General features: G+C 37.6%; 20 protein-coding genes. 3 read left to right on the forward strand and 17 right to left on the reverse strand.

The features are described 5' to 3' along the window. Positions 1-10: 10 nt before the first annotated feature. Positions 11-1,498 (forward strand): UDP-glucose--hexose-1-phosphate uridylyltransferase, encoded by a 1,488-nt coding sequence (gene galT, locus AC4G3K_RS12975; RefSeq protein ID WP_491133557.1) that lies wholly within the window; start codon positions 11-13, stop codon positions 1,496-1,498. A 111-nt stretch (positions 1,499-1,609) separates the two neighbouring features. Here galT and AC4G3K_RS12980 read toward each other — a convergent pair whose 3' ends face one another. Next, entirely contained in the window at positions 1,610-2,335 is a 726-nt protein-coding gene (locus AC4G3K_RS12980) for a 3-ketoacyl-ACP reductase (protein ID WP_491133558.1), read from the reverse strand. Between the two features lie 308 nt (positions 2,336-2,643). Here AC4G3K_RS12980 and AC4G3K_RS12985 point away from each other — a divergent pair, with 308 nt between their 5' ends. Continuing rightward, positions 2,644-3,132 (forward strand): hypothetical protein, encoded by a 489-nt coding sequence (locus AC4G3K_RS12985; RefSeq protein ID WP_491077241.1) that lies wholly within the window; start codon positions 2,644-2,646, stop codon positions 3,130-3,132. Between the two features lie 222 nt (positions 3,133-3,354). Here AC4G3K_RS12985 and AC4G3K_RS12990 read toward each other — a convergent pair whose 3' ends face one another. The 5 genes from AC4G3K_RS12990 to AC4G3K_RS13010 form a co-directional block, all read right to left on the reverse strand. After that, positions 3,355-4,113, reverse strand: coding sequence for an ABC transporter ATP-binding protein (locus AC4G3K_RS12990; RefSeq protein ID WP_491133559.1), 759 nt, complete (start codon positions 4,111-4,113; stop codon positions 3,355-3,357). Further along, a complete protein-coding gene (locus AC4G3K_RS12995) occupies positions 4,110-5,249 on the reverse strand; it encodes an ABC transporter permease (protein WP_491133560.1) in 1,140 nt (379 codons plus the stop codon). The genes AC4G3K_RS12990 and AC4G3K_RS12995 overlap by 4 nt, the downstream gene beginning before the upstream one ends. A 3-nt stretch (positions 5,250-5,252) precedes the next feature. Beyond that, on the reverse strand, positions 5,253-6,413 hold the full coding sequence (locus tag AC4G3K_RS13000) for an ABC transporter permease (RefSeq protein ID WP_491133561.1): 1,161 nt from the start codon (positions 6,411-6,413) through the stop codon (positions 5,253-5,255). 94 nt (positions 6,414-6,507) lie between these two features. Continuing rightward, positions 6,508-8,379: a hypothetical protein gene (locus AC4G3K_RS13005; protein ID WP_491133562.1), complete on the reverse strand. Its 1,872-nt coding sequence runs from the start codon at positions 8,377-8,379 to the stop codon at positions 6,508-6,510. 548 nt (positions 8,380-8,927) lie between these two features. Beyond that, entirely contained in the window at positions 8,928-9,059 is a 132-nt protein-coding gene (locus AC4G3K_RS13010) for a hypothetical protein (protein ID WP_491133563.1), read from the reverse strand. Positions 9,060-9,425: 366 nt separating this feature from the next. Here AC4G3K_RS13010 and gdhA point away from each other — a divergent pair, with 366 nt between their 5' ends. After that, the gene (gdhA, locus tag AC4G3K_RS13015; protein WP_491077235.1) at positions 9,426-10,808 is read left to right on the forward strand and encodes an NADP-specific glutamate dehydrogenase; all 1,383 of its coding nucleotides are present in this window, start codon (positions 9,426-9,428) and stop codon (positions 10,806-10,808) included. 273 nt (positions 10,809-11,081) lie between these two features. On the opposite strand, the gene AC4G3K_RS13020 is transcribed toward gdhA, so the two are convergent. The 11 genes from AC4G3K_RS13020 to dnaB form a co-directional block, all read right to left on the reverse strand. Continuing rightward, on the reverse strand, positions 11,082-11,714 hold the full coding sequence (locus AC4G3K_RS13020; protein ID WP_491077234.1) for a YczE/YyaS/YitT family protein: 633 nt from the start codon (positions 11,712-11,714) through the stop codon (positions 11,082-11,084). A gap of 248 nt (positions 11,715-11,962) precedes the next feature. Continuing rightward, positions 11,963-12,442 (reverse strand): 23S rRNA (pseudouridine(1915)-N(3))-methyltransferase RlmH, encoded by a 480-nt coding sequence (gene rlmH / locus AC4G3K_RS13025; protein WP_491077233.1) that lies wholly within the window; start codon positions 12,440-12,442, stop codon positions 11,963-11,965. 83 nt (positions 12,443-12,525) lie between these two features. Next, positions 12,526-12,708, reverse strand: coding sequence for a CxxH/CxxC protein (locus AC4G3K_RS13030; RefSeq protein WP_491077232.1), 183 nt, complete (start codon positions 12,706-12,708; stop codon positions 12,526-12,528). 108 nt (positions 12,709-12,816) lie between these two features. Continuing rightward, positions 12,817-14,016 (reverse strand): S1C family serine protease, encoded by a 1,200-nt coding sequence (locus tag AC4G3K_RS13035; protein ID WP_491133564.1) that lies wholly within the window; start codon positions 14,014-14,016, stop codon positions 12,817-12,819. A gap of 197 nt (positions 14,017-14,213) precedes the next feature. Then, positions 14,214-15,008: an MBL fold metallo-hydrolase gene (locus tag AC4G3K_RS13040; RefSeq protein ID WP_491133565.1), complete on the reverse strand. Its 795-nt coding sequence runs from the start codon at positions 15,006-15,008 to the stop codon at positions 14,214-14,216. A gap of 6 nt (positions 15,009-15,014) precedes the next feature. Beyond that, the gene (locus AC4G3K_RS13045; RefSeq protein WP_491077229.1) at positions 15,015-15,803 is read right to left on the reverse strand and encodes a two-component system regulatory protein YycI; all 789 of its coding nucleotides are present in this window, start codon (positions 15,801-15,803) and stop codon (positions 15,015-15,017) included. Further along, on the reverse strand, positions 15,790-17,094 hold the full coding sequence (locus AC4G3K_RS13050; RefSeq protein WP_491133566.1) for a YycH family regulatory protein: 1,305 nt from the start codon (positions 17,092-17,094) through the stop codon (positions 15,790-15,792). The genes AC4G3K_RS13045 and AC4G3K_RS13050 overlap by 14 nt, the downstream gene beginning before the upstream one ends. After that, complete coding sequence (gene walK / locus AC4G3K_RS13055) at positions 17,091-18,914, reverse strand: cell wall metabolism sensor histidine kinase WalK (protein ID WP_491077227.1); 1,824 nt, start codon at positions 18,912-18,914, stop codon at positions 17,091-17,093. Before walK ends, AC4G3K_RS13050 begins: the two co-directional genes overlap by 4 nt. Positions 18,915-18,919: 5 nt before the next feature. Further along, positions 18,920-19,630, reverse strand: coding sequence for a response regulator YycF (yycF, locus tag AC4G3K_RS13060; protein WP_491077226.1), 711 nt, complete (start codon positions 19,628-19,630; stop codon positions 18,920-18,922). Between the two features lie 262 nt (positions 19,631-19,892). Beyond that, positions 19,893-21,182: an adenylosuccinate synthase gene (locus AC4G3K_RS13065; RefSeq protein WP_491133567.1), complete on the reverse strand. Its 1,290-nt coding sequence runs from the start codon at positions 21,180-21,182 to the stop codon at positions 19,893-19,895. A gap of 176 nt (positions 21,183-21,358) precedes the next feature. Next, entirely contained in the window at positions 21,359-22,723 is a 1,365-nt protein-coding gene (gene dnaB / locus AC4G3K_RS13070) for a replicative DNA helicase (protein WP_491077224.1), read from the reverse strand. Between the last annotated feature and the right edge of the window lie 94 nt (positions 22,724-22,817).

Below are 22,817 nucleotides of genomic sequence, written 5' to 3' on the forward strand. Positions count from 1 at the left end.
GGGATATATCATGGAGATCTATATAGCAGTTCAGCAACTTTTGAATCAAGCGAAAAGGTGTCAAATGCTTGATTCTGTAGATGAAATATACGCCAGAAATCAGATATTGTCACTGCTTCATTTAGATGGCTATTATCAACACCCAACAGAGAATGAACTGCCTATCCCAGATTTATTGGACCTTTTAGCTGATTATGCCGTTAAAACTGGCGTAATTGATAGTTTAATGGCTGAAAAGGATATTTTAAAGGCAAAGCTTATGAATGTGTTTATTCCAAAGCCATCCGAATTAAACCATATCTTTTATCAAAAATACAAAGAGCATCCAAATCAGGCAACCAATCATTTTTATGAGCTTAGCAAGAATAGCAACTATATCCAAACCAAACAAATTGAAAAGAATATCAGCTATACCGTCGAGACGGATTATGGGGAGCTTGACATTACCATCAATTTATCAAAACCTGAAAAAGATCCTAAACAAATTGCATTGGAACGCGAAATGAAGCCAGTATCCTCTAACTACCCAACATGTTTACTTTGTATCGAGAATGAAGGATATGCAGGCCGAGTGAATCACCCTGCTCGTTCTAATCACCGAATGATTCGTATTCCACTCGGGAATGAAGCCTGGTATTTACAATACTCTCCTTACCTATACTATAACGAGCATTGCATTCTGTTATCTGGCGAACATCGTGATATGAAAATTAATTTTCAAACTTTCACCAACCTGCTGACATTTGTTCAAAAATTCCCGCATTATTTCATGGGTTCAAATGCAGACATACCTATTGTAGGCGGGTCGATTTTAACACATGACCATTATCAAGGTGGACGATATGAGTTTGCGATGGCCCGAGCGGAAGAAGAAATACCGTTCTCCATAAAAGGCTTCCCTTCTATATCTGCACAAATCGTGAAATGGCCAATGTCCGTGATTCGTATAAAAGGAGTCCGTCTGAAGGAAGTTGCGGGTGCAGCTGATCGGATACTCAATAAATGGATTCACTATAGCGATCCTTCAGTTGATCTTGCAGCCTATTCCGGAGATACCCGCCACAACACGATTACACCGATTGCCAGAATGCGGAATGGCCAGTTTGAACTTGATCTCGTTCTTCGCAATAATCGAACAAGTGCTGAACATCCGTCAGGCATCTTTCATCCTCACCAGGATGTTCATCATATCAAAAAAGAGAACATTGGTTTAATTGAAGTCATGGGGCTTGCTGTACTGCCGGCTCGTTTGCAAAAAGAACTCCTCGAAGTTGAGAAGTTTCTGCTCAATCAGCCTAATGAGATAGCAGACTATCACCAAGCTTGGGCTGAAGAATTAAAACTGGCGAATGGTGAAGTGATAACACCTGAGTCTATAAAGACAATCATCTCTCAAGCAGTTGGCTTTAAATTCCTGAGATGTTTAGAGGACGCTGGTGTATTTAAACGGACCCCTGAAGGAAAACAGGCATTTCAACGATTTATTGATGTGCTTTAATGATTCAACTTCTTTTCAAGAGACAAAAAAGAAGGCAATTAGGTGCCTTCTTTTCTTATTCATATGCATACTGATTCTCCTGCGCCATATAGAAGATTGGTCTATGGTTCTTTAAAAAGGATTTGTTGCAATAAAGCTTGCTGTTTTCACATAAACACGTGGATTCAGCTTTAATTGATCAACTATAAATTCTGCAAGATCCTCAGGCTGAATAAATTTTGAATCATTGTTTTCTTTAATTAAATCCAGGTCCATAGCCAAATCTGTTGCTACTGTGCTAGGTGTCAAAGCCGATACACGGATATTGTTGCGGCGAACTTCCTGCGCTAGAGATTCCGTAAAGCCAATGACAGCGAATTTTGATGCACTGTAAGCGCTGGATGTAGCTGCTCCGCTTAATCCGCTAGTTGAAGACACATTGATAATATCTCCGCCATTTTTTTCGATTAATTGAGGAAGCACAGCTCGTGTAACATAATAAGTTCCCATTAGGTTGATATCAATGATTCGTTTCCATTCTTCCGGGTCCATATCTGAAACCGTCCCAAATGCAGCAATCCCTGCATTATTAATAAGAATATCAGCTGATCCCAACTCATTGGTTAGCCCTTCAATCGCAGCTTCCACTTGATCTTTGGATGAAATATCAGCAGTTGCATAAGCTGCTTTAACACCGAAGCTTTCTATTTCGGCAGCTACCTTTTTAAGAGTATCCTCTGTTCTCGCAAGCAATCCAATGTTTACTCCTTCTTTTGCCAGTGCTATCGCTGTTGCTCTTCCGATTCCTCTGGCTCCACCGGTTATAAACGCTACTTTCTCTTTTAATGTCTGTGCCATTATAAGAAGCTCCTTTCCAAATCATTTATGAAATACTCCTTAAGTATAATATCTAGGTAGAAATATGACTAAAGGTATGCACCCGTGCTTACTAGTTTATACAGTACTAATTTCCCTCTATATACTTAATATAAGTTTCGCATGTCCCAAAAATCAAAAAGCTTAAACTCCTTTTATTCACCTCTATAGGCAATTTCACATAAATTGAAGGGATGCCGTTTAACTTGATTGAAAATTTTCTGAAAGATAACAATCATAAACTTGAACCACATATAACATTAAAACAATAGTTGGAAAGGAATAATGATATGAATTTACTATCTTTTCAAGGCATTGTGACTGAGATGAATGGATTTATGACAGGGCAAAACGGCGAAACAGAGGGCTGTTTTAAACAAATGACGGTTGAAGATCGGCAAGGTAGGATAGTCAATTTCGTCGTTTCACCTACCACTTACTTTGTAGATCAGGCAATCGTGAACATCGGAGATAGAGTTACTGGTTATTATGATGGAGATGCACCAGTACCTTTAATTTACCCTCCACAATATCGGGCATTAATCATTGTAAAAGAACGTAACGATCAAAACGTCAAGGTAGACTATTTTAACAACCAATTGGTTAGCCGGGACGGCCAATTACAAATAAATCTTTCATCATACACTCCTATCATTCTAAGAAATGGTCAACCCTTTTCAAACTATATCGGGAATCGAAACCTCATTGTGATCTATGGACCAACTACTAAAAGCATCCCTGCCCAAACCACACCTTATAGGATTATTGTTTGGTGCTAAGCAGAGCAATATAGATAGACTCCCCCCTTTTCTCTTTTTTAATAAGATGTGATAGTATCACAACAAATCCATATAGCAGGGTTACTTAGATCAGCTTTTCATTTGAATACCACCTATTAAAAAAGATGACCATTAACTAAAATGGGTCATCTTTTTATCCTTCCTATATGGTTTAGCTGGATTATGAGATATTTCGGATTAAACATCCTGTAATTAATTCCTTCACTGTTCATTTTTCTTAGAAAGGCTTCCGCTCAATAGTTGATAAACGACATCTTCTTTACTGATTTGTTGTGATTGAGTTACTTCGTTTCCCAATTGGAGTTGCGCTTCTTCTAACGTTCCTACAAATTGGAGTTGCCCTTTTTGAAGTATCCCAATTCGATTGCAAAGATGGATAATTTCATGAATGTCATGCGTTATATATAGAATCGTTTTACCCTGCTCAGCCATACTTTTCATATATTTATTAATATCCATTTTAGATTGAAGATCAATTCCGACTGTCGGTTCATCCATTAATAGAATAGGTGGATCATGTATCAAAGCAATCGCAATATTAAGTTTCCGCTTCATGCCTCCCGATAAATCAGATACTTTTTCATTCCACTTATCTCCTAATGACACGGCCTCGCATAGTGCCAATAATCTATCTTCCGTTGGTTTTACATTAGCAAATTTACTCCAATAATAGAAGTTTTCTTTAACCGTGAAGTCCTCCCACAATGCTATTTCCTGTGGGACATACCCAATCATTTGCCGAATTTTTTTCTTCCCATCCTTTATATCGATTCCATTGATTGTGACACTTCCGGCAGAAGGCTTTAAAACTGTAGCCAATATGGATATTAAAGTAGATTTACCTGCCCCATTTTCACCTAATAAGCCAAATATCTCGCCCTCCCGAACATCCAGGGAAACACGATCCAACCTTTTCACCGATCCATACTTCTTTTCAATGTTGTTGATACTAATCATCATACTCGTAACCTCCATACACTCCATCCCCCAAAAAGAAGCGAGCTGCCCAGTGTTATCAAAGGCAATTTCCATCCTTCACCCGACCTTTTTTCCTCCAACAATTGATAGGGGAGCCAACTTGACAAAACCTCAAGTGAGGAGGAAAATTCAGAAACCGAGAAAAAGCCCCCTCCCACTATGGTCAGAATAAATGTCACTAATAACCCTGCTACATAGTAAGCTCCAAGATGCTGAAAAAAGCTAGCCAACCATATACTTAAGGAAAGAGAAACTATAACAAAGGCGAACATCCCCGCAAGCAGGGTACTTTCTCTCTCTATCCATCCAAAATGAGACAGGATTAAAAAGCTCAGGACTGCCTGTCCACAATAAAAAAGGAGGAAGGCTCCTGCTGTTTGCCACAGATAGGACGACAGCCCCTTATAGGTTGTCCTGATACGGGAAAATAAGATAGGACGTTCCTTAACTACCCAAATAGATGTTATAAAGCATGAACTCATTGTGAAAAAGCTCCAAATACCTAAATAAGGTACAAATAACGAGGTCCCTTCTGTTTTCGTTTCTTGCTTCAGTGGGAGCTTATCTTCCGTATAATTTATAGTCATAAGAGGCTCAGGCTCCCATTGCATTAGGGTATAATCGTAAGCATCCTGCCAATCAAACTCACTGCTTATATGGTTCCTTTTATATAATTGCTGAACCTTATTAGATGCTTTGATAGCACTAGTAATTTTAGTTACCTCACTTGCCACCACTTCCTGAATGACTCCGGATAATACGGAATTAGGTGATATCCATAACTCAATCATCTCTTCTCTGCTTTCTTTTAAAAGCTGTTCCTTAAAACCAGGCTTAATTACAAAAACACTATCTACTTCATTGCGCTCCAGAAGTTCATTTCCTTCTTCAGAAGAAACTTCATAAATCAGTAGCATCTCTTGATTATTCAATACCCTAATTATTTCCTTGGAAAAATCACTCTCATCAAGATCTACGATTCCTATGGGAATTACTAACTCCTTCTGCTGTTTTTCTAGAAAACCTCCTAGAAGCAGAGTGGCTGCAAGCGGAATTAAAAGTATTAGGAGAAAGTTGGGCCTCAGAAGCCTTTTACATCTACCCATCATAATATGCATCTCTTACACCTTCCTCCTATCCCACTGTAAAATTACACCTACAGTCAAAAGACAACCGATTGCAAAAAGAAACAAATAAAATCCAAGCTGTGCGGACGAGTAAATACTCCAATCAAGATGAAGTGAGAATATCCATTTCAATATCCAGCCATTTAAAGAAAAAGCATTGAGCTTTTCCAGCCAATCTGGATAATAAACAGTCGGGATAAAATGCTCACCAATTATTCCACTTACGATAATGACGAGGAGACTGACAGTTGAGTAAAGCTTTTCACTTTCAAATAAAGCTTCAATGAGCATAAATAAACTCAGAAAGACAAGCGTGATTAGCATGGTTTCCCCAATTAGAACCATTAATTGGTGAAAGTTGGCCACACCTTGCCAAATAAACAAAGGAACCGCTACCATGAGTGCACTGCCGATGACAAGGGTAAATACAATCAGCATACGAGCAAATACAGTATGTACTTTTAAAAAACCCATAGCAGCCAGCCTAAGGCGGATAGCCTTTTTCATATTAGTTTTAAACAGAAGAATGCCCATATAGCTCCATATCATGATTAGAAGAACATAAAACGACAAAGCATAATAAATGAGAATGCTTTGTTGAAATAAGTTCTGTTTCTCAACCGTTTCAAATGTTTCCCCTCTCCCCAGGATATGCAAAGCAAAGGAAAGTACATTTTGTTTAAATTGAGCCCTTTTTTCCTCTTTAGAAAAATCAGCTATCTCCATGAAATAATCCACTGTATTAATACCGCTTTGAGCTGCAGATGTAAAGTCAGCAGCACTCTCCAATACATACAGGATGAGCTGTGATTGCAGCGGTCGTTTAGCGTTGCCAATCACTTTCACCGGCGTATTGATTCCTTTGGCTACATCTCTGCTGAAGCCCTCCGGAATATGAATGATTGCAGCAATCTTATTATCCTGTAGATAAGATATTGCTGCTTTTTGGTCTGTTTCTACTGTGGAGAATATCTTTAAGTGAGAGCTTTCTGTCAACTGACGAATGACAAGCTGTGTTTCAAAAGTTTGATCTTCGTTTACGATTGCTACTTTAAACTGCTCGGTTCGAGATTCTTCTTTAAATTGCTGCATCCCGATAATAGCCGCACCAACTAAAAAGAAAATAGGCGTCAGCCATAAAACTATGGCTGACATCCTATTATTTCTTAACATCTTCAAATAAATGGATGTGAAAATGAGCGTATTTTTCATATGAATTACCTTTTAACTATCAATGCTTTTGAAAGCATTATTCAAAATAGTCAGATTCGGATGTGTCATCAGTTTCGTAATAATCATCCTCATAATAGTAATCTTCTTCAGGGAATAGCCCATACTTAGTCCCAAGTTCATAAATACCCATACTTGCTTCTTCAACTATCGTACCCATTTCTTCATCAGATACTTCGACCACATTAACTCCATTATTAGAATCTGCAGTTAAATCCGGGAATTTCAGATCATCTTTTAAAGTTGTCTTAGAATCAAGATTAAGCGTCAATGAGATAGGGTCATAATCATCTTCTACGTCCAGCTTAAATGTCAGCTTTTCCTTGCTATAATCTTTCTTCAGATTCACATCACTAACCTGTTTAATTTCCCCTTTCAAGCCATTCAGTTCGTAATAACTTGGAGAACTGGATTCCAGTCCAAATTTACGGTTGATTTCCTGTTTACCATCTTTTCCTTTAAAATCACTGTTCATTTTGAACGTAAATTCTTCAGGTTCCCCGTATTCCTCAAGCACTACTTTCACCTGCATATCTTCGGTACGATTTTCCTTTTGTTCTTGAACGTCATTCGTGTATAGCAGGCTCAGTTTATTTCCTCCCTCCTCTTCCGGAGAGACCTCTAGTTTCCATTCATTCCATTCCTTATCATCTTCATAAGGAACATTTTTGCTCGTGAAAACTGCATTTGCTTGTTCTCCATCGACAGAGACTGCAAATTTCATATCTCGATCTATGATTTGTTCGCTCTTATCTAGTAATAAGGTTGATGTAAATCCATCAGGAAAATCAACAGATTTTAAGTCTTCTTTCATGTCTTTGAGGGAATTAACCATTTCTTCCTTCATTTCTTTTTTATCAAGCTGTTCTGCTTCCTCTGCCACAGCAGCTGCATCCGCTATTATTTCAACTCGTTCAATAATAATATTATGAAGCTTATCATCTTTGATCAATTGATCCATAAAGCTATTTAAAACTGCCTTTACTTCCTTCTCTGTGAGGGTTAGTTTGACAGACCTCAGCTTCATTTCTTCGCCCTTATATTCATAATTAACATTCTTCTTTAATTTGAAATTATCGTCTTTAAGTGAATCCAGTAAAAATTCAGCATAACGTTCTGTTAAATACTCATTTTCTTCCTCTGATAATTTTAAATCTTCAATTTTTAAGTTTGATAGTTCTAATTTTTCTGGTCCGTCATAATAAGGATCTTCTCTTCTCATCAATTCACCGAATTGATCAAGGTTGAAATATAGATATTTATCATATAGAACAGGGACTTTAATCCCTAGTTGATTCTCTGATTGAAACAACTCAGCATCCATTGCTTTTTCGTTCTCGACATTTAATGCAAGTGCATAATGTGCTTGTTGTTTAGCAGGATTTTGCTTTATTTTTGCTTCAATAGAGCTGGAGTCTAATAATTCTTGAAACATATCATAATCTGGATTACCTTCAGCAGTTGCTTGACTGAAGCCGCCACTTATCTTCCACTCTGATTGAGATGGATTATCTAATGTTTGTTCTTGGAATTCAATTGCATCCCCATATTTAACATCGAACCCTGTCATGCTTTGTTGAATCGCATTATATTCAGAAAGGAAATATTGTTCCTTTGGAGACTTATTCAATAGTATGGCTGCGGTAACTCCTCCTCCTATCAATAGTAAAATACAGATAATAAAAATAGGTTTTTTTATAAATGCGAATATCTTTTCTTTTCTTGATTCTGCTTGTGAAGATCGTTGCTGAGGTTGCGGATGAGATTGGGACTCTAATGCTGCACTGGATTGTTGTTCGGTAACATTTCCTTGATCGGTCGGTGCACCACATGATTTACAAAATTTCGCACTCTCATCCAAAGGTGCATTACAAGATTTACAATGTTTCATTTCTTCATACTCTCCCCTTTACTAATCTATTACTTTATTCCTAAACTTATATTATACAATAATTAACACAATTTCCAATAATTATAAATAAAGATGTAAAAAGTACTAGTACCCTATTCATAATTTTTTACATTTAGGAGAGGGTGACTGTTCTCTTAGAAACTAGTCATTAAGTTCTATAATGGTATCTTTCCCCAGAATTATGTACGTTTTTTCCCTCTGATTTTAATTTTAACAAGGACCTCTTTTTTGTTCAATAATTCAAAAAATTTAACGTTTTTCACAAAAACCTCTTAAACCACTAGATGTTTCCCGCACAACACATACAAGTATACTAATATATCAACGAATCTACTGGAATGCTCTGTACTCACATTGATTCTCTCTTACTTTGTGAAAAAAGGCTTGCCTACTATAAACAATGCTAAAAACCTACATTTCGAGGGATGTAGGTTTTTCTGTATATGCCTTTTCTCAATATAGATCCAATCTACTTGTAATCATTTATCGGTCCTTTATCTCTTATAATTTGCTATAAACAAATTGTTTTAGAACGCTATCATTCCAACTAATCGACCAATGCCATACCCAATTAACACTAATGAAAATCCACCAAAAATATAGATACTGGCTCTAATGAACTCATCTTGTTCATTAATCTTTTTAATGATTTTTCGCAAAATTCGCCTCCTTTTTTTACCATATTTGTATTATACCAGAATTATGAATAGCTAATTACCAAATAACTACTTCTGTTTGGATGTTCTTCTTCCGCTAACCTACCTAATAAGATGCCAATCTCTATTTAACATCTATTTTTCAGGCATACCAATTGACCCTCTAGATTCATTTATGGGGTTATATGGATAAACAGATTTCCTAAGATTAATCCAAGAAATCCCCTTTTTCAACAAAGTATAAAGCCATAAATGCAACTTCATAATATTATAAATTTGAAAACTCAGATAATTTAATATATCATTTCTCTATTAGACTAAAATGTACATATTAATTTACTGTTCACCTAAGGGAGGGCTTATAACAGCATGACTGTATTGACAGAGCTTAGAGACACCGAAACGATCACTGCGAAAAATTATGTTAATGAAGTATTTGAAACAGTCAAAAAGCGAAATCCTAATGAAAGGGAATTTCATCAGGTTGTTAAAGAAATCTTTGATTCACTCGTCCCTATACTAGCTAGACATCCAGAATACATGGAACAAAGTATCCTTGAAAGAATTGTAGAGCCAGAAAGACTGATTACCTTTCGAGTTCCGTGGGTTGATGACCAAGGTAAGGTGCAGATAAATCGTGGATACCGTGTACAGTATAACAGCGCCATTGGACCCTATAAAGGAGGCTTAAGATTCCACCCCACTGTTAATGCAAGTATTATTAAATTTCTCGGCTTTGAGCAGATTTTTAAAAACGCTCTTACCGGTCAGCCGATTGGAGGAGGCAAAGGTGGAGCCGACTTCGATCCTAAAGGGAAATCTGATGGAGAAATCATGAGATTTACTCAAAGCTTTATGACGGAATTGAGCAGACATATCGGACCGGATATAGATGTACCAGCTGGAGATATTGGCGTTGGGGCCAGAGAAATTGGATTTCTGTTCGGTCAGTACAAGAGAATACGCGGTGGCTATGAGGCGGGTATCCTGACAGGAAAAGGACTTGGATACGGAGGAAGCTTAACTCGAACCGAAGCTACTGGATATGGTACTGTTTACTTTGTACAAGAAATGCTTAAAGAACAAGGCCTTAGCTTTAAAGGAAGTACAGTTGTGGTATCCGGTTCAGGTAATGTTGCCATCTATGCAATCGAAAAAGCTGCACAACTAGGTGCAAAAGTTGTCGCCTGCAGTGATTCTGACGGCTATATTTTTGATCCAAACGGTATTAACCTAGAAACCGTAAAACGTCTAAAGGAAGTTGAAAGAAAAAGAATATCGGCCTATATAGAAGAACATCCACATGCACAATATACGGAAGGATGCTCAGGTATTTGGTCCATCTCATGTGACATTGCCTTGCCATGTGCCACACAAAATGAAATTAACAAAAAATCAGCGGAAATGCTGGTTGCAAATGGATTAAAAGCCATCGGGGAAGGCGCTAATATGCCATCTACCTCTGAAGCTATTGAAGTGTTTTTGAATAACCATATCCTCTTTGGTCCAGCAAAAGCCGCCAATGCAGGTGGTGTAGCAGTTTCTGCCTTAGAAATGGCACAAAACAGCGCTCGATTATCCTGGACATTTGAAGAAGTCGATGCAAAATTGCAGGATATTATGACTAACATTTATAAAGGCAGCGTCAATGCTGCTGAGGACTTTGGTAACCCAGGCAATCTGGTTGTTGGCGCAAATATTGCAGGCTTTAAAAAAGTAGCCGATGCCATGATTGCACAGGGAGTTATCTAACATATCTTTTAATCATATATCATGAGGGCTTTTAACCTAATTGTGTCTTTATCTGATATGGCTTTGAGTAGTTTGAACAAAGATATAACAAAATTCAATACCTATTAAGTTAGACATATACAAAAAGGATGTCTCTTAAAGCCAGACATCCTTTTTGCTTGATTTAAATTTTGTAAGACAATGTGTGATCCATATCTTTCAATGGTATCACTTTAACAATCCGGTACTAAAGTTGCTAAATTCCTTTATGCAAAAATCCTTCTATTTATATACTCAAGAAGTTAGTAGATGATCCTTTTGATCAAGGAAATAGGCTATCAGCTTCTTACATTGAGGAATAGAAAATCCCAAAATTGGACCCAACCCAAACGCAATGAGCACAGTTCCAACACCAACAGGACCTCCTAACATCCAACCAACGAGAAAAACGATTACTTCAATTCCATTTCTGACCAATGGGATACTCCAGCCCATTTTTTCAACAATTAAAAACATAAAGCTATCTCTAGGTCCTGCTCCAAGATCAGCAGAAACATACAATCCAATACCATATCCCATTAAACCAACACCTATGATAAAGGCAATTGTTGCTCCTATCAAATTATCAATACTAGGTATCATCCAATTAAAAAGATCAATAAATAATCCAAGCAACATCATATTCAGGAATGACCCTATTTGTGGCCATGCTTTATTGAAAGCTGAACTGATGAACAAAAGCAATAATCCACTTATAATCGACCAAGTCCCAATAGTAAATCCGAATTTAGTAAATAGTCCATAATGAAATACATCCCACGGTCCAATCCCTAAAAACTTTCCTTTGATTGTTAGCGATATACCAAATGCTAATACCATTAATCCCAAAATAAAAAAAGCCCAGCGTAACATCCATTTCCTTTTCATAACTGTCCCTCTAACGTATATTTTATTTTTCTACTATATCATTAAATTAGGACAGAAATTGTAATCTATATTTTCTGAAAAAAACTAGGGGCGATCCAAAAACAAATTACCTTTTTGTAACTCTTCTTAATTCCTTAACTGCCATATGCAAAACAATTTTTATACTAAAGGAAGACAATGGTCTTTTACTATAATTACGCTTCTTTTCATCTATGTTCAACATGGAAAGCATATTAAGATAAAACAGCTTACTTATGGTACGGTTCCCCACGATTAATCCGAAAAGCCCTATAAATCTGCTCCACCAGGATCAATCTCATCAATTGATGGGGAAAAGTCATTTTTGAGAAGGACAAGGTATCATTGGCACGTTTCATCACATCAGCACTTAAGCCAAGCGATCCCCCAATAACAAAGGCTACCTTACTTTTTCCGTAGGTGGCGAGTTTGTCTATCGTATCTGCGAGTTCCTCCGATGATTTCATTTTTCCCTCTATAGCGAGAGCAATGACATGGGTATCATCAGAAATTTTTGCAAGGATTCGTTCTCCTTCTTTTCCTTTGACCTGCAGCATCTCCATCTCACTTAATGTTTCAGGTGCTTTCTCATCAGGAATTTCAATAACATCTATTTTGGCATAGGCCGATAATCTTTTTACATATTCTTCGATTCCCTGTTTTAAATATTTCTCCTTCAATTTACCTACAGTTATAATTGAGATATTCACATGTTACCCTCACTTTACAAACAATTTATCCACAGGAGTTATCCACATATGCACAACCTGTATCCACATATTGTGCCCGAATATTAGTTCGCCACAATATATATAGCTGGTTGTCCACAGTATTCACAGGTGAATTCCTTAGAATTGTTAGTAACTTCTTTATTTTCTACCTCTGAAATCTCATTTATAAAAGGAGGGACTTCAGCCTCATCCACAATTGTATCCAGTCCAATTTCTACGTGTTCTTTACAGCAATAAATTTTCATATCTATTCTCCATTTCTATTGTTGTCTTTGATAAATTCCTAAAACAGTACAGAACCTCATATTTAAAGCAGGGAATTATAGAATCCCCTGCTTCCACACCTTACTATATCACATTTGGGCTTCAATCAATGTCATTTCGGTTGTCGCTTTTTTCCCATTCCTAAAGTACGTAACTTTCATTTTATCACCAATCTGCTTGTTCACATACAAGTGTTTACGAAGTTCAGGAACATTAGCGATTTTCTTGCCATCCAGCTCTACAATGACATCATATTCCTTTAGACCAGCTTTAGCAGCTGGAGAACCTGTTTCAACACTTGTAATGACCACGCCTTCTGTAACATCAGCAGGCAATTTCAGCGTCTCTTGCCGCTGATAGTTAGTTACTTCATTTAAAGAGCGAAGGCTCGTTCCCATATAAGCACGTTTCACTTTCCCATGCGTCTCTAAATCCTCAATGATTGGTATGGCATAATTGATTGGAATGGATAAACCAATTCCCTCAACAGAAGACTCTGCGATTTTCATCGAGTTTATCCCAATTACCTGGCCGCTTATATTAACCAACGCTCCCCCGCTGTTTCCTGGGTTAATGGCAGCATCTGTTTGGAGTACCTCCGCATTCCAGTCCTCCACGCCATCCGAGTTCACATCAATCGGGATCGTCCTGTTCAAACCTGAGATAATTCCTTGAGTCACGGAACCGGAGAAATTTAACCCCAATGGATTCCCGATTGCAATGACGGGTTCTCCAACCTTTAATTTATCAGAATCTCCAAAGTCAGCAACTGTATCAATACCTTTATCAGCGATTTGGATGACAGCTAAATCTGTCCATATATCGCTGCCTAGGGATGTTGCTTGTGTTTTTATTCCATCAGCGAGTGTTACTTCTAAAGAAGATGCACCCTCTACCACGTGATTATTCGTTACAATAAACGCTTTTCCATTTTCCTTTTTATAAATGACTCCTGAGCCTGTGCCTGCTTCCTGGGTTTCATTAAAAAAATTAGAGCCTTGGATATTCGTAATTCCTATTACTGCATCTCCCGTTTTTTCAACAGCCTTGGTCACATCAGTCGTTACATCCATAGATACATTTTGGGTCATTTTCGAGGATTCATTCCTATTATTTGTATGGGTGTTCTGATTAAAACCATTATTATTCATGTTACCCGTTATTAAAAGGACCAATAATGCACCAATAATAGAACCAATTAAACCGGAAAGAAAATAACCCGCTTTACTGCCTTCCCGCTTATTCTGCCGTTGTTCTGACTGATTATCATCTTGATCATAATAGCCCAATATCCAACATTCCCTTCACTAATTACTTATATACCTATCTAGTATTTGTCGTTTTCCATTTTATAAACACAAACGGAAACGAAAGGAACACTCTTGTCACAGCGTTTAAAGAAATGATTTCAATCTTATGGATATTCTCCAACCTTTACCAATAGTATATATAATACCAAAAAAAATAACAGAGGAAACACCCTCTGTTAAACATGTATTAATTCGGTTGGCTCACTTGGATCTGTATCATACAGGCTAAATTGTTCACCCACTTTGATCCCTTTTGTTTCTAGTGTTTGGCTGACTGACATACGCGCCAGATCCTTCATATTATTGTCTTTACTTAAATGGGCAAGATAAAAACTCCTCGTCCGGTCACCAGCCACTTCACTCATGGCAATGGCCGCATCTTCATTGCAAACATGCCCTACATCACTTAGAATACGCCGTTTCACGCTCCAGGGATATCTCCCCATACGAAGCATACTTACATCATGATTGCTTTCAAAAATATATATATCCGCATTTTTAATAATGCCTTTCATTCGATCACTAACATATCCTGTATCTGTAATAGTCACCAGCTTTTTTCCATCCTGATGAAACACATAAAACATGGGCTCTGCAGCATCGTGCGAAACACCAAAAGACTCTACATCAAGATTGCCAAATGATTTAACGGTTTCCATACCAAATTCAAATTTTAAATCTGTAGGAATTTCTCCAATTAACCCATCCATCGCTCTCCATGTATTGGCATTTGCATAAATAGGCAACTGATATTTACGAGCCAGGATCCCGAGTCCTTTAATATGATCACTGTGCTCATGTGTTACAAAAATCCCTGCTAAATCTTCAGGTTTTTTATTAATTTTATTTAATAGCTCGGTCATTTTTTTGCCGCTTAAACCAGCGTCCACTAGGAAGGAATGTTCTCCTGACTCTACATAGAGTGAATTTCCTGTGCTTCCACTGGCCAGAACGCTAAATTTCATCGACATTCTCCATCACTCCGTTACATTACCTTCTTCCGTATTCAGCACTTGTCCTTCTATGCCCTTAACGAAATAATCCTCTTGTTTGTTTACTGTAAAATGCCATGTTGGCACTAGGACCAACACTTTTGATTCAGATACCTCTATTAAGGTATAAAAACCAAGTTCTCCCTTTGAAACTTCACTGCCTTGTGATAAATATCCTCCATTCAATAAACTTTCCACGGCTTGAATAGGAGGATTAATTTCTTGATTTTCATTAAATTCCTCAATATCGTCAAGAAGGGTTTGAACATAAGAAACCACTTCATTCTTGTCATTCATCATAAAAACTAAGGCTCCGTTTTTATTATTGAAAAGCAAACGGCCCTTATAGGTTTGGTAATAGGTTATTTTGCCATCCTCTTTACGCCAAAATTTATACTCACTGCCTGAATATATATTTTTATCAATGAAACTTTCAAGCTCAAAATATTTCCCTTCACCGGAACCAATTGGGATTGGTTTATTAAGCGTCGATCGAATCGTTCTTTTATTATCAATGATAACGGTTTGATCTTTAAGAACATCTAGTTCCTCTTTACTGAATTCTTTAGGCTTGGCACTGATCGTCTTTTCCCTAAGTCTTTCCTGAGTACCCACATGATAAGTGATTCCCTCAGCCTTTAGCCTTTCTTCGATGGTTGATTCCTTATTGATTTCAAGTTTTGCTGCCCTAAAATCGAGGAATTGATATAAGAGGAATACATCCAGGATAAGAAACACAACAATAAATAAACTTTTTGTATTATTCCAATCCATCCATAATTCCTCCTATATAGTCTTCGGATATCTCCATCCAATTCCCATCATAACGATAGTACCAGACAGGTTTTAATTCTAAAAGAGTCGTGCCTGAGTTATCATACTGAATCATTCTATATCCAACAGTCATATCCGTAAGCTTATCTGCATCATATTGTTTACTCTTTTCAGCCTTAAAGGCCTTTAAAGCTTCATCTGCAGAAGGAAGTGTAACCTCTTTTTGATCCAATGGATCATCAGCTAGATTAACATAAGACCTTTCATATTTCTTAACATTTTGAGTCCCATATTCCACATTGATTTCAGTCATTCCCTCTTCATTAAATACCGGAATACCATTCATATATAATTGAAAAGAGACTTCACGAGTATTCTCATCCATTGACGCATAACGATGGCGTAGATCCCAACCTGCATGGTTATTGATAAATTCAATACTCCTTTGCAAGATATGAGTCTCCATCGCTGTCTCTTCTTTTGCTCCGACAACAAGGTTTTTATATTCAATCATTGACGTTTTTGAGTTCTTTTTCAATATACTCAATCCATCCGTATAGATATCGCCTTCTTGTTTAACACTGCTTGGTCTGATAAACAGTGCTTCTTTAAAGCTGTTCACATCGGCAGTTTTAATCAGAAAATCATACCCATTTACCTTTATTTGCCCAGCAGGAACAAGGAAGAAGTTAGTTTCTGAAAGTTTCACCTTTTTATATGGCTGCAACATATCCACTCTGGCAAACTCTTTTTTAAAGATTTCAACCAAACTTCTGTCAACTGATGCTTCTAGTACTGTTTTCTTTTTATTGGAAACAAAGTAAATAGAATCACCATCAGTATGAATAAGGATACGGTCAAAACTGACATCCGGCACCTCATCGTCTTCTATTTTTAAATGGTTTTTATAAAAAGACAGAGGGACGATATCATTAAAAATTAATTCAATGATACCATCCTTCTCGCTAAACTTCTGGATATCTGAGGCATTTTTATACTTTATTGATTGATCATGAAAGTTAAATAAATTCCACTTTTTTAAGGAACTTGTTGCAAGTGCAATCATATCCTCAGAGTTAGAGCCATAGTATAAACCGTCTTTATGATAAATCATTTTTGTAGGCTTTACGACTTCATCTGGTTCAAGATTACTAAAGATTTTTTCCTGTACATAATTATTTTTTTCCACAACATCATAGCTTGGCTGGTAAAACCAATAGGACCACGTCAGTAAACCGCTTATCAAAATGAGGGACACCAATAAGATATTTTTTAATCCTTCCCAGCTCATTCCCAATCATCCTCTTGTAATGTTTCATATGGGAGGGTAAAGAATATGGTTGTCCCTTTCCCTTCCTCACTGGAGGCCCAAATATGCCCTTTATGTGCTTCAATCATTTCTTTTGCAATAGCAAGGCCTAAGCCTGTTCCGCCCATTTTTCTTGATCTTGCTTTATCTACGCGATAGAATCTTTCAAAAATCTTTGCAACATTCTCTTTCGGTATTCCCATTCCTTCATCTCTAACACTGATCTCAACAAATTGGCCGATTACTTGCAGCTTAAAAGTAATCTGGCCACCCTCAGGTGAATATTTCAATGCATTAGAGATGATATTATCTAGCACCTGAGTGATTTTATCTTCATCTATTTCAACGCCTATTGGCTCAGATGGAATTAAACGATTAAAGGTTACATTTCTTGATTTGGACATCTCAAACCGGTCAATAATTCTGTGGAAATAGCGGCCAAAGTCAACCCAAGTTGTGGATAGATTATAATCTGTATTATCCAGCTTTGAAAGCTGCAAGAGATCATTGACCAATCTAATCATACGCTCTGTTTCAGTCTGAGCTATATTCAGAAAACGTGGAGCCAGCTCTTTATCATCTATAGCGCCATCTGCCAAAGCCTCCAAATAACTTCTCATCGTCGTCAGCGGCGTTCTCAATTCGTGTGAAACGTTCGCCACAAATTCTCTTCTTTCCTCATCTATCTTTTCCTGCTCCGTGATATCATGAAGAACGACAATTAATCCATTAATAAATCCTGTCTCTCTTTGAATAACTGAGAAGTTCGCTCTTAAATAAAGTAATTTCTTTTCATTACTGTAGTTAAGGATAATGGACTCTTTCTCGCTCAGTAATTGCTCAAAGGTATATGTGTCCTCTAACCCTAAAACCTCTGTGATTGGCTTTGATAAAGATGTTTCACGTGAAACCTTCAACATAGACAATGCCGTATCATTAATCAAGATAACCCGGCCTCTGCGATCCGTTGTAAGTACGCCATCTGTCATATTAGTCAACACAGAAGACAGCTTCCTTTTCTCTGCGTCGGTTGTCGCCTGTGCATCCTGAAGCTTTTTCGTCAAATTATTAAATGTAATCGCCAATTGACCAATTTCATCATATCCATATATCTTAACTTTTCTAGAAAAGTTACCACGTGACATAGCTAATGCCTGCTTACGCATATCGGATATTGGCCTTGTTATTGTCTGTGCCAGTAATATTCCCAAAAAGGCAGTCACCACAAGAGATATAATGGTTCCCTTCGCCATTATGGTGTTAATTTGTTTTAATTGAGCATAGACATTTTCTATTTTCGTGTTCAGGTATAAATTACCAATAATTTGCCCGTCACTTACGATAGGTTCAGACCAAATAAGGATCCTTTTTCCTGTCTGTGGGTCAAATCTGATTTCCTTTTGGGGAGTTCCCTGATTAAATGCACTAATGACTAACTTTTCAGTCGAACGGCTCCCGATTATATTCTGCTTTTCCGGATCAGACGTTCCGATGATTTTTGAGTCCTGATCCATTACCCGTATCTCCGTAATATCGCCGGATGAATATCCCTCTAACGTTGTCTTAATATCTTCTATTAAGGTAGGGTCTTCTACTTTACGAGTTTCAGTTATTTCTTTCTCCAAGCTATAGGATAGTATGGTTACCCGTTCCTGGATGGAACTCTTAAAATTATCCAATAGCTGCTGTTCGAGCCCCTGTGCAAAATAAACCCCAATAATTTGCATGGCAACTAATATAAGTAGCACATAAATTAGCACAAACTTAAAATAAATCGATTTGAAGAAACCTACTTTTCTCATAACTTTTACTCCTGTTCAGGATGACGGAGGTAGTATCCAACTCCTCTTCTAGTAACAATCCATGCAGGATGACTTGGATTATCTTCTATTTTCTCGCGTAGGCGTCTAACCGTTACATCGACTGTTCTTACATCCCCATAGTAATCATATCCCCATACTGTCTGCAGAAGGTGCTCCCTTGTCATTACCTGGCCAATATGTTTAGCCAGATAAAAGAGTAACTCAAATTCCCTGTGAGTTAATTCTATGGTTTCTCCCCTTTTGGATACCATATAGGAATCAGGGTGTATAACCAGATGGCCAATCGTAATTTCATTTGTTTCCGTGTTATCTTCCTGCTGATTTGCAGCATGCTTCTGCCGGCGTAAATTTGCTTTAACACGCGCAATTAATTCACGGGTACTGAAAGGCTTTGTCACATAGTCGTCTGCACCTAACTCAAGACCCAACACTTTATCTATTTCAGAATCTTTTGCCGTCAACATAATAATTGGCATGTCATATTTTTTGCGCACTTCTCTGCAAACTTCCATTCCGTCCTGTTGAGGAAGCATGATATCTAATAAAATCAAATCTGGCTGCAGCTCTTCTACCAGTCTAATGGCATCATTACCATCATAGGCACAATGCACCTCAAACCCCTCTTTTTTTAAATTAAACTGTAATATATCTGCAATGGGTTTTTCATCGTCTACAACTAATATCTTTTTATCCATAGTCTGTTTCTCCCTTTTCATAATAAAATATATATATGAACGTCATCAGAATGTCACTTTGTTGTTAGACTCTCTTAAACCTACTTTACCATTTCTATTAAAACAGGTCATCTTTTAAAAATAAAATCCCAGATATAGGCAATCTTGTATACTAAAAAGGATTAGACTCATATCTAATCCTGAAATGTTTTATATTAAATCCAGAGCACAAGTGATTCATTTAGTAAAAGGCTGACAAACATTTTGTCTGTCAGCCAGTTTTTTATATACCGTATGGGTTGCGTAATATATTCGTTTGATTGCGATCTGGTCCTACCGAAAAGATCGATAATGGAATACCGGATAATTGGGATACCCTTTCTAAATAGGTCCTTGCATTAGCTGGCAGCTCAGACAATGTCTTCACTCCCGTGATATCTTCTGTCCAACCTGGAAGCTCTTCATAGATTGGTTCACATTCTGCCAATACTTTAAGACTCGCTGGGAATTCCTCCATTACTTTTCCCTTGTGTCGATAAGCAACACATATTTTTAATGTCTCGATGCCTGTTAAAACATCAATTGAGTTAAGAGAAAGATCTGTGATTCCACTGACACGGCGTGCATGGCGAACTACCACACTATCAAACCAGCCTACCCTTCTTGGACGGCCCGTAGTAGTGCCATACTCTCTTCCCACTTCACGAATTTGATTGCCGATTTCGTCATCAAGTTCAGTTGGGAATGGTCCATCTCCTACACGTGTTGTGTATGCTTTACACACACCCACCACATGATTAATTTTAGATGGCCCGACTCCGGAACCGATTGTAACGCCACCTGCAACTGGGTTGGATGATGTTACAAATGGATAAGTACCTTGATCAATATCAAGCATTACCCCTTGTGCACCTTCAAATAAAACACGGCGTCCTTCATCTAAAGCATCATTTAATACAACAGAGGTATCACATACATATTGTTTAATTTGCTGACCATATTCATAATAATCTTCAAAGAAATCATCCATCGTAAAGCCTTCTGTTTCATAGAAAAGTTCCAGCATTCTGTTTTTCTCTTCCAGATTTCTTTTCAGTTTCTCTTCGAATACTTCTTTATCTAATAAATCGGCAATTCGGATTCCGATACGTGCCGCTTTATCCATATAAGCTGGTCCAATACCCTTTTTAGTAGTACCTATTTTATTATTTCCTTTTCTCTCTTCTTCTACCTCATCCAGTTTCAGATGATACGGAAGAATTACATGAGCTCTGTTGCTGATACGTAAATTATCTGTGGACACTCCGCGATCGTGCAGATAAGATAGCTCTTTAATAAGTGCTTTTGGATCAACGACCATACCATTACCGATTACAGATATTTTATCCTTATAGAAAATACCTGAGGGAATCAAATGGAGTTTATATGTTTCACCATTAAATTTTATTGTATGTCCTGCATTATTTCCGCCTTGATATCTGGCAATCACTTCTGCATTTTCTGAAAGGAAATCAGTAATCTTTCCTTTACCTTCGTCTCCCCATTGTGTACCTACTACTACGACTGAAGACATTCTGTACACCTCCACTAATTTACCAACATCTTGCATTTGGCTTACAAACAAATTAAGTGTATCAATTATAACCGGTAATTTCAAGTTAAACACGAACATTTATATAATAGTTCCAATATATGTTCGTGTATAGGAAAATAAATAAGCCCACCAATTTAAGGTGGGTCTTTTACATATTATGCTCCAGACGGGATAGCATCATCCTGGAATCTTCGTTCTAAGTTGACGAACTTATTATATTCTTTTACGAATGCCAGCTGAACCGTTCCAACTGGGCCATTCCTCTGTTTCGCAATGATGATTTCGATCACATTCTGGTTTTCTGTTTCTTTATCATAGTAGTCCTCCCTGTAGAGGAAAGCTACAATATCAGCATCTTGCTCAATACTTCCTGACTCACGAATATCGGACATCATCGGACGCTTATCCTGACGCTGCTCAACACCCCGGGAAAGCTGAGAAAGGGCAATCACTGGAACCTCAAGCTCCCTTGCAAGAGCTTTAAGGGAACGGGAGATTTCCGATACTTCCTGCTGTCTGTTTTCTCCTGATCTTCCATTTCCCTGAATAAGCTGAAGATAATCAATCAAAATCATACCAAGGCCATGTTCTTGTTTTAAACGCCGGCATTTTGAGCGAATCTCACTAATTCTGATACCTGGAGTATCATCAATATAAATTCCTGTATTTGATAAGCTGCCCATCGCTAACGTCAATTTGCGCCAGTCTTCATCTGTCAGGGAACCTGTTCTGAGGTTTTGAGCATTAATATTGCCCTCCGCACAAAGCATACGCATAACCAATTGCTCTGCACCCATCTCCAAGCTGAAAATCGCTACATTTTCATCAGTTTTTGTAGCGACATTTTGGGCAATATTAAGGGCAAATGCTGTCTTACCAACTGAGGGACGGGCTGCTACGATAATCAGATCATTTCGCTGAAAGCCTGCCGTCATTCGATCTAAATCACTAAAGCCTGTAGGGATTCCGGTCACATCCCCAACGCGGTTATGCAGCAATTCAATATTATCGTAAGTACGAACTAAAACGTCCTTAATATTATGGAAGGCTCCTGCATTTTTACGAGAGGCAACCTCCATGATACTTTTTTCCGCTTCACCCAAAAGATTTTCCACTTCATCTTCACGGGAATATCCATCCTGCACAATGCCGGTTGCTGTATTAATTAATCTCCGCAAGACCGACTTTTCTTCAACAATTCGGGCATAATACTCTATATTGGCAGCTGTAGGTACAGATGCAGCCAATTCAGTTAAGTAGGGAACTCCCCCAACCTCTTCAAGTTGCTTTGTTGCACTTAGTTCCTCTGTTACTGTAAGTAAATCAACAGCTTTTCCTTTATCATTTAGCTTCAACATAACAAGGAAGATTTTTTGATGTGCACTTCTATAAAAATCCTCTGGGATTAAAATCTCAGAAGCAAGTATTAAAGAGGAAGGCACAAGAAAAATTGCTCCTAAAACCGCTTGTTCCGCCTCAACATTTTGTGGTGGAACCAAATCAGTAAAGAGCTCATTCATTCGGCAAACCCCCTTTATATAGTTAAACGTAATCGTGTATTTATCTCATCAAATAGAATGGATTGCTCTTCTATTGTATATGGAAATGATGAGA

This window comes from Bacillus sp. z26, from assembly GCF_058313635.1.

What these genes read in the sequence shown, in the direction of transcription:
- AC4G3K_RS12985 (WP_491077241.1), top strand. Translation starts at nt 2,644, where the DNA reads ATGAATTTACTATCTTTTCAAGGCATTGTGACTGAGATGAATGGATTT.
- AC4G3K_RS13005 (WP_491133562.1), bottom strand. Translation starts at nt 8,379, where the DNA reads ATGAAACATTGTAAATCTTGTAATGCACCTTTGGATGAGAGTGCGAAA.
- yycF (WP_491077226.1), bottom strand. Translation starts at nt 19,630, where the DNA reads ATGGATAAAAAGATATTAGTTGTAGACGATGAAAAACCCATTGCAGAT.
- AC4G3K_RS13030 (WP_491077232.1), bottom strand. Translation starts at nt 12,708, where the DNA reads ATGAAAATTTATTGCTGTAAAGAACACGTAGAAATTGGACTGGATACA.
- AC4G3K_RS13020 (WP_491077234.1), bottom strand. Translation starts at nt 11,714, where the DNA reads ATGAAAAGGAAATGGATGTTACGCTGGGCTTTTTTTATTTTGGGATTA.
- AC4G3K_RS13045 (WP_491077229.1), bottom strand. Translation starts at nt 15,803, where the DNA reads ATGGATTGGAATAATACAAAAAGTTTATTTATTGTTGTGTTTCTTATC.
- AC4G3K_RS12990 (WP_491133559.1), bottom strand. Translation starts at nt 4,113, where the DNA reads ATGATGATTAGTATCAACAACATTGAAAAGAAGTATGGATCGGTGAAA.
- AC4G3K_RS13065 (WP_491133567.1), bottom strand. Translation starts at nt 21,182, where the DNA reads ATGTCTTCAGTCGTAGTAGTAGGTACACAATGGGGAGACGAAGGTAAA.
- walK (WP_491077227.1), bottom strand. Translation starts at nt 18,914, where the DNA reads ATGAGAAAAGTAGGTTTCTTCAAATCGATTTATTTTAAGTTTGTGCTA.
- galT (WP_491133557.1), top strand. Translation starts at nt 11, where the DNA reads ATGGAGATCTATATAGCAGTTCAGCAACTTTTGAATCAAGCGAAAAGG.
- AC4G3K_RS13050 (WP_491133566.1), bottom strand. Translation starts at nt 17,094, where the DNA reads ATGAGCTGGGAAGGATTAAAAAATATCTTATTGGTGTCCCTCATTTTG.
- AC4G3K_RS12980 (WP_491133558.1), bottom strand. Translation starts at nt 2,335, where the DNA reads ATGGCACAGACATTAAAAGAGAAAGTAGCGTTTATAACCGGTGGAGCC.
- AC4G3K_RS12995 (WP_491133560.1), bottom strand. Translation starts at nt 5,249, where the DNA reads ATGCATATTATGATGGGTAGATGTAAAAGGCTTCTGAGGCCCAACTTT.
- AC4G3K_RS13000 (WP_491133561.1), bottom strand. Translation starts at nt 6,413, where the DNA reads ATGTCAGCCATAGTTTTATGGCTGACGCCTATTTTCTTTTTAGTTGGT.
- AC4G3K_RS13040 (WP_491133565.1), bottom strand. Translation starts at nt 15,008, where the DNA reads ATGTCGATGAAATTTAGCGTTCTGGCCAGTGGAAGCACAGGAAATTCA.
- gdhA (WP_491077235.1), top strand. Translation starts at nt 9,426, where the DNA reads ATGACTGTATTGACAGAGCTTAGAGACACCGAAACGATCACTGCGAAA.
- dnaB (WP_491077224.1), bottom strand. Translation starts at nt 22,723, where the DNA reads ATGAATGAGCTCTTTACTGATTTGGTTCCACCACAAAATGTTGAGGCG.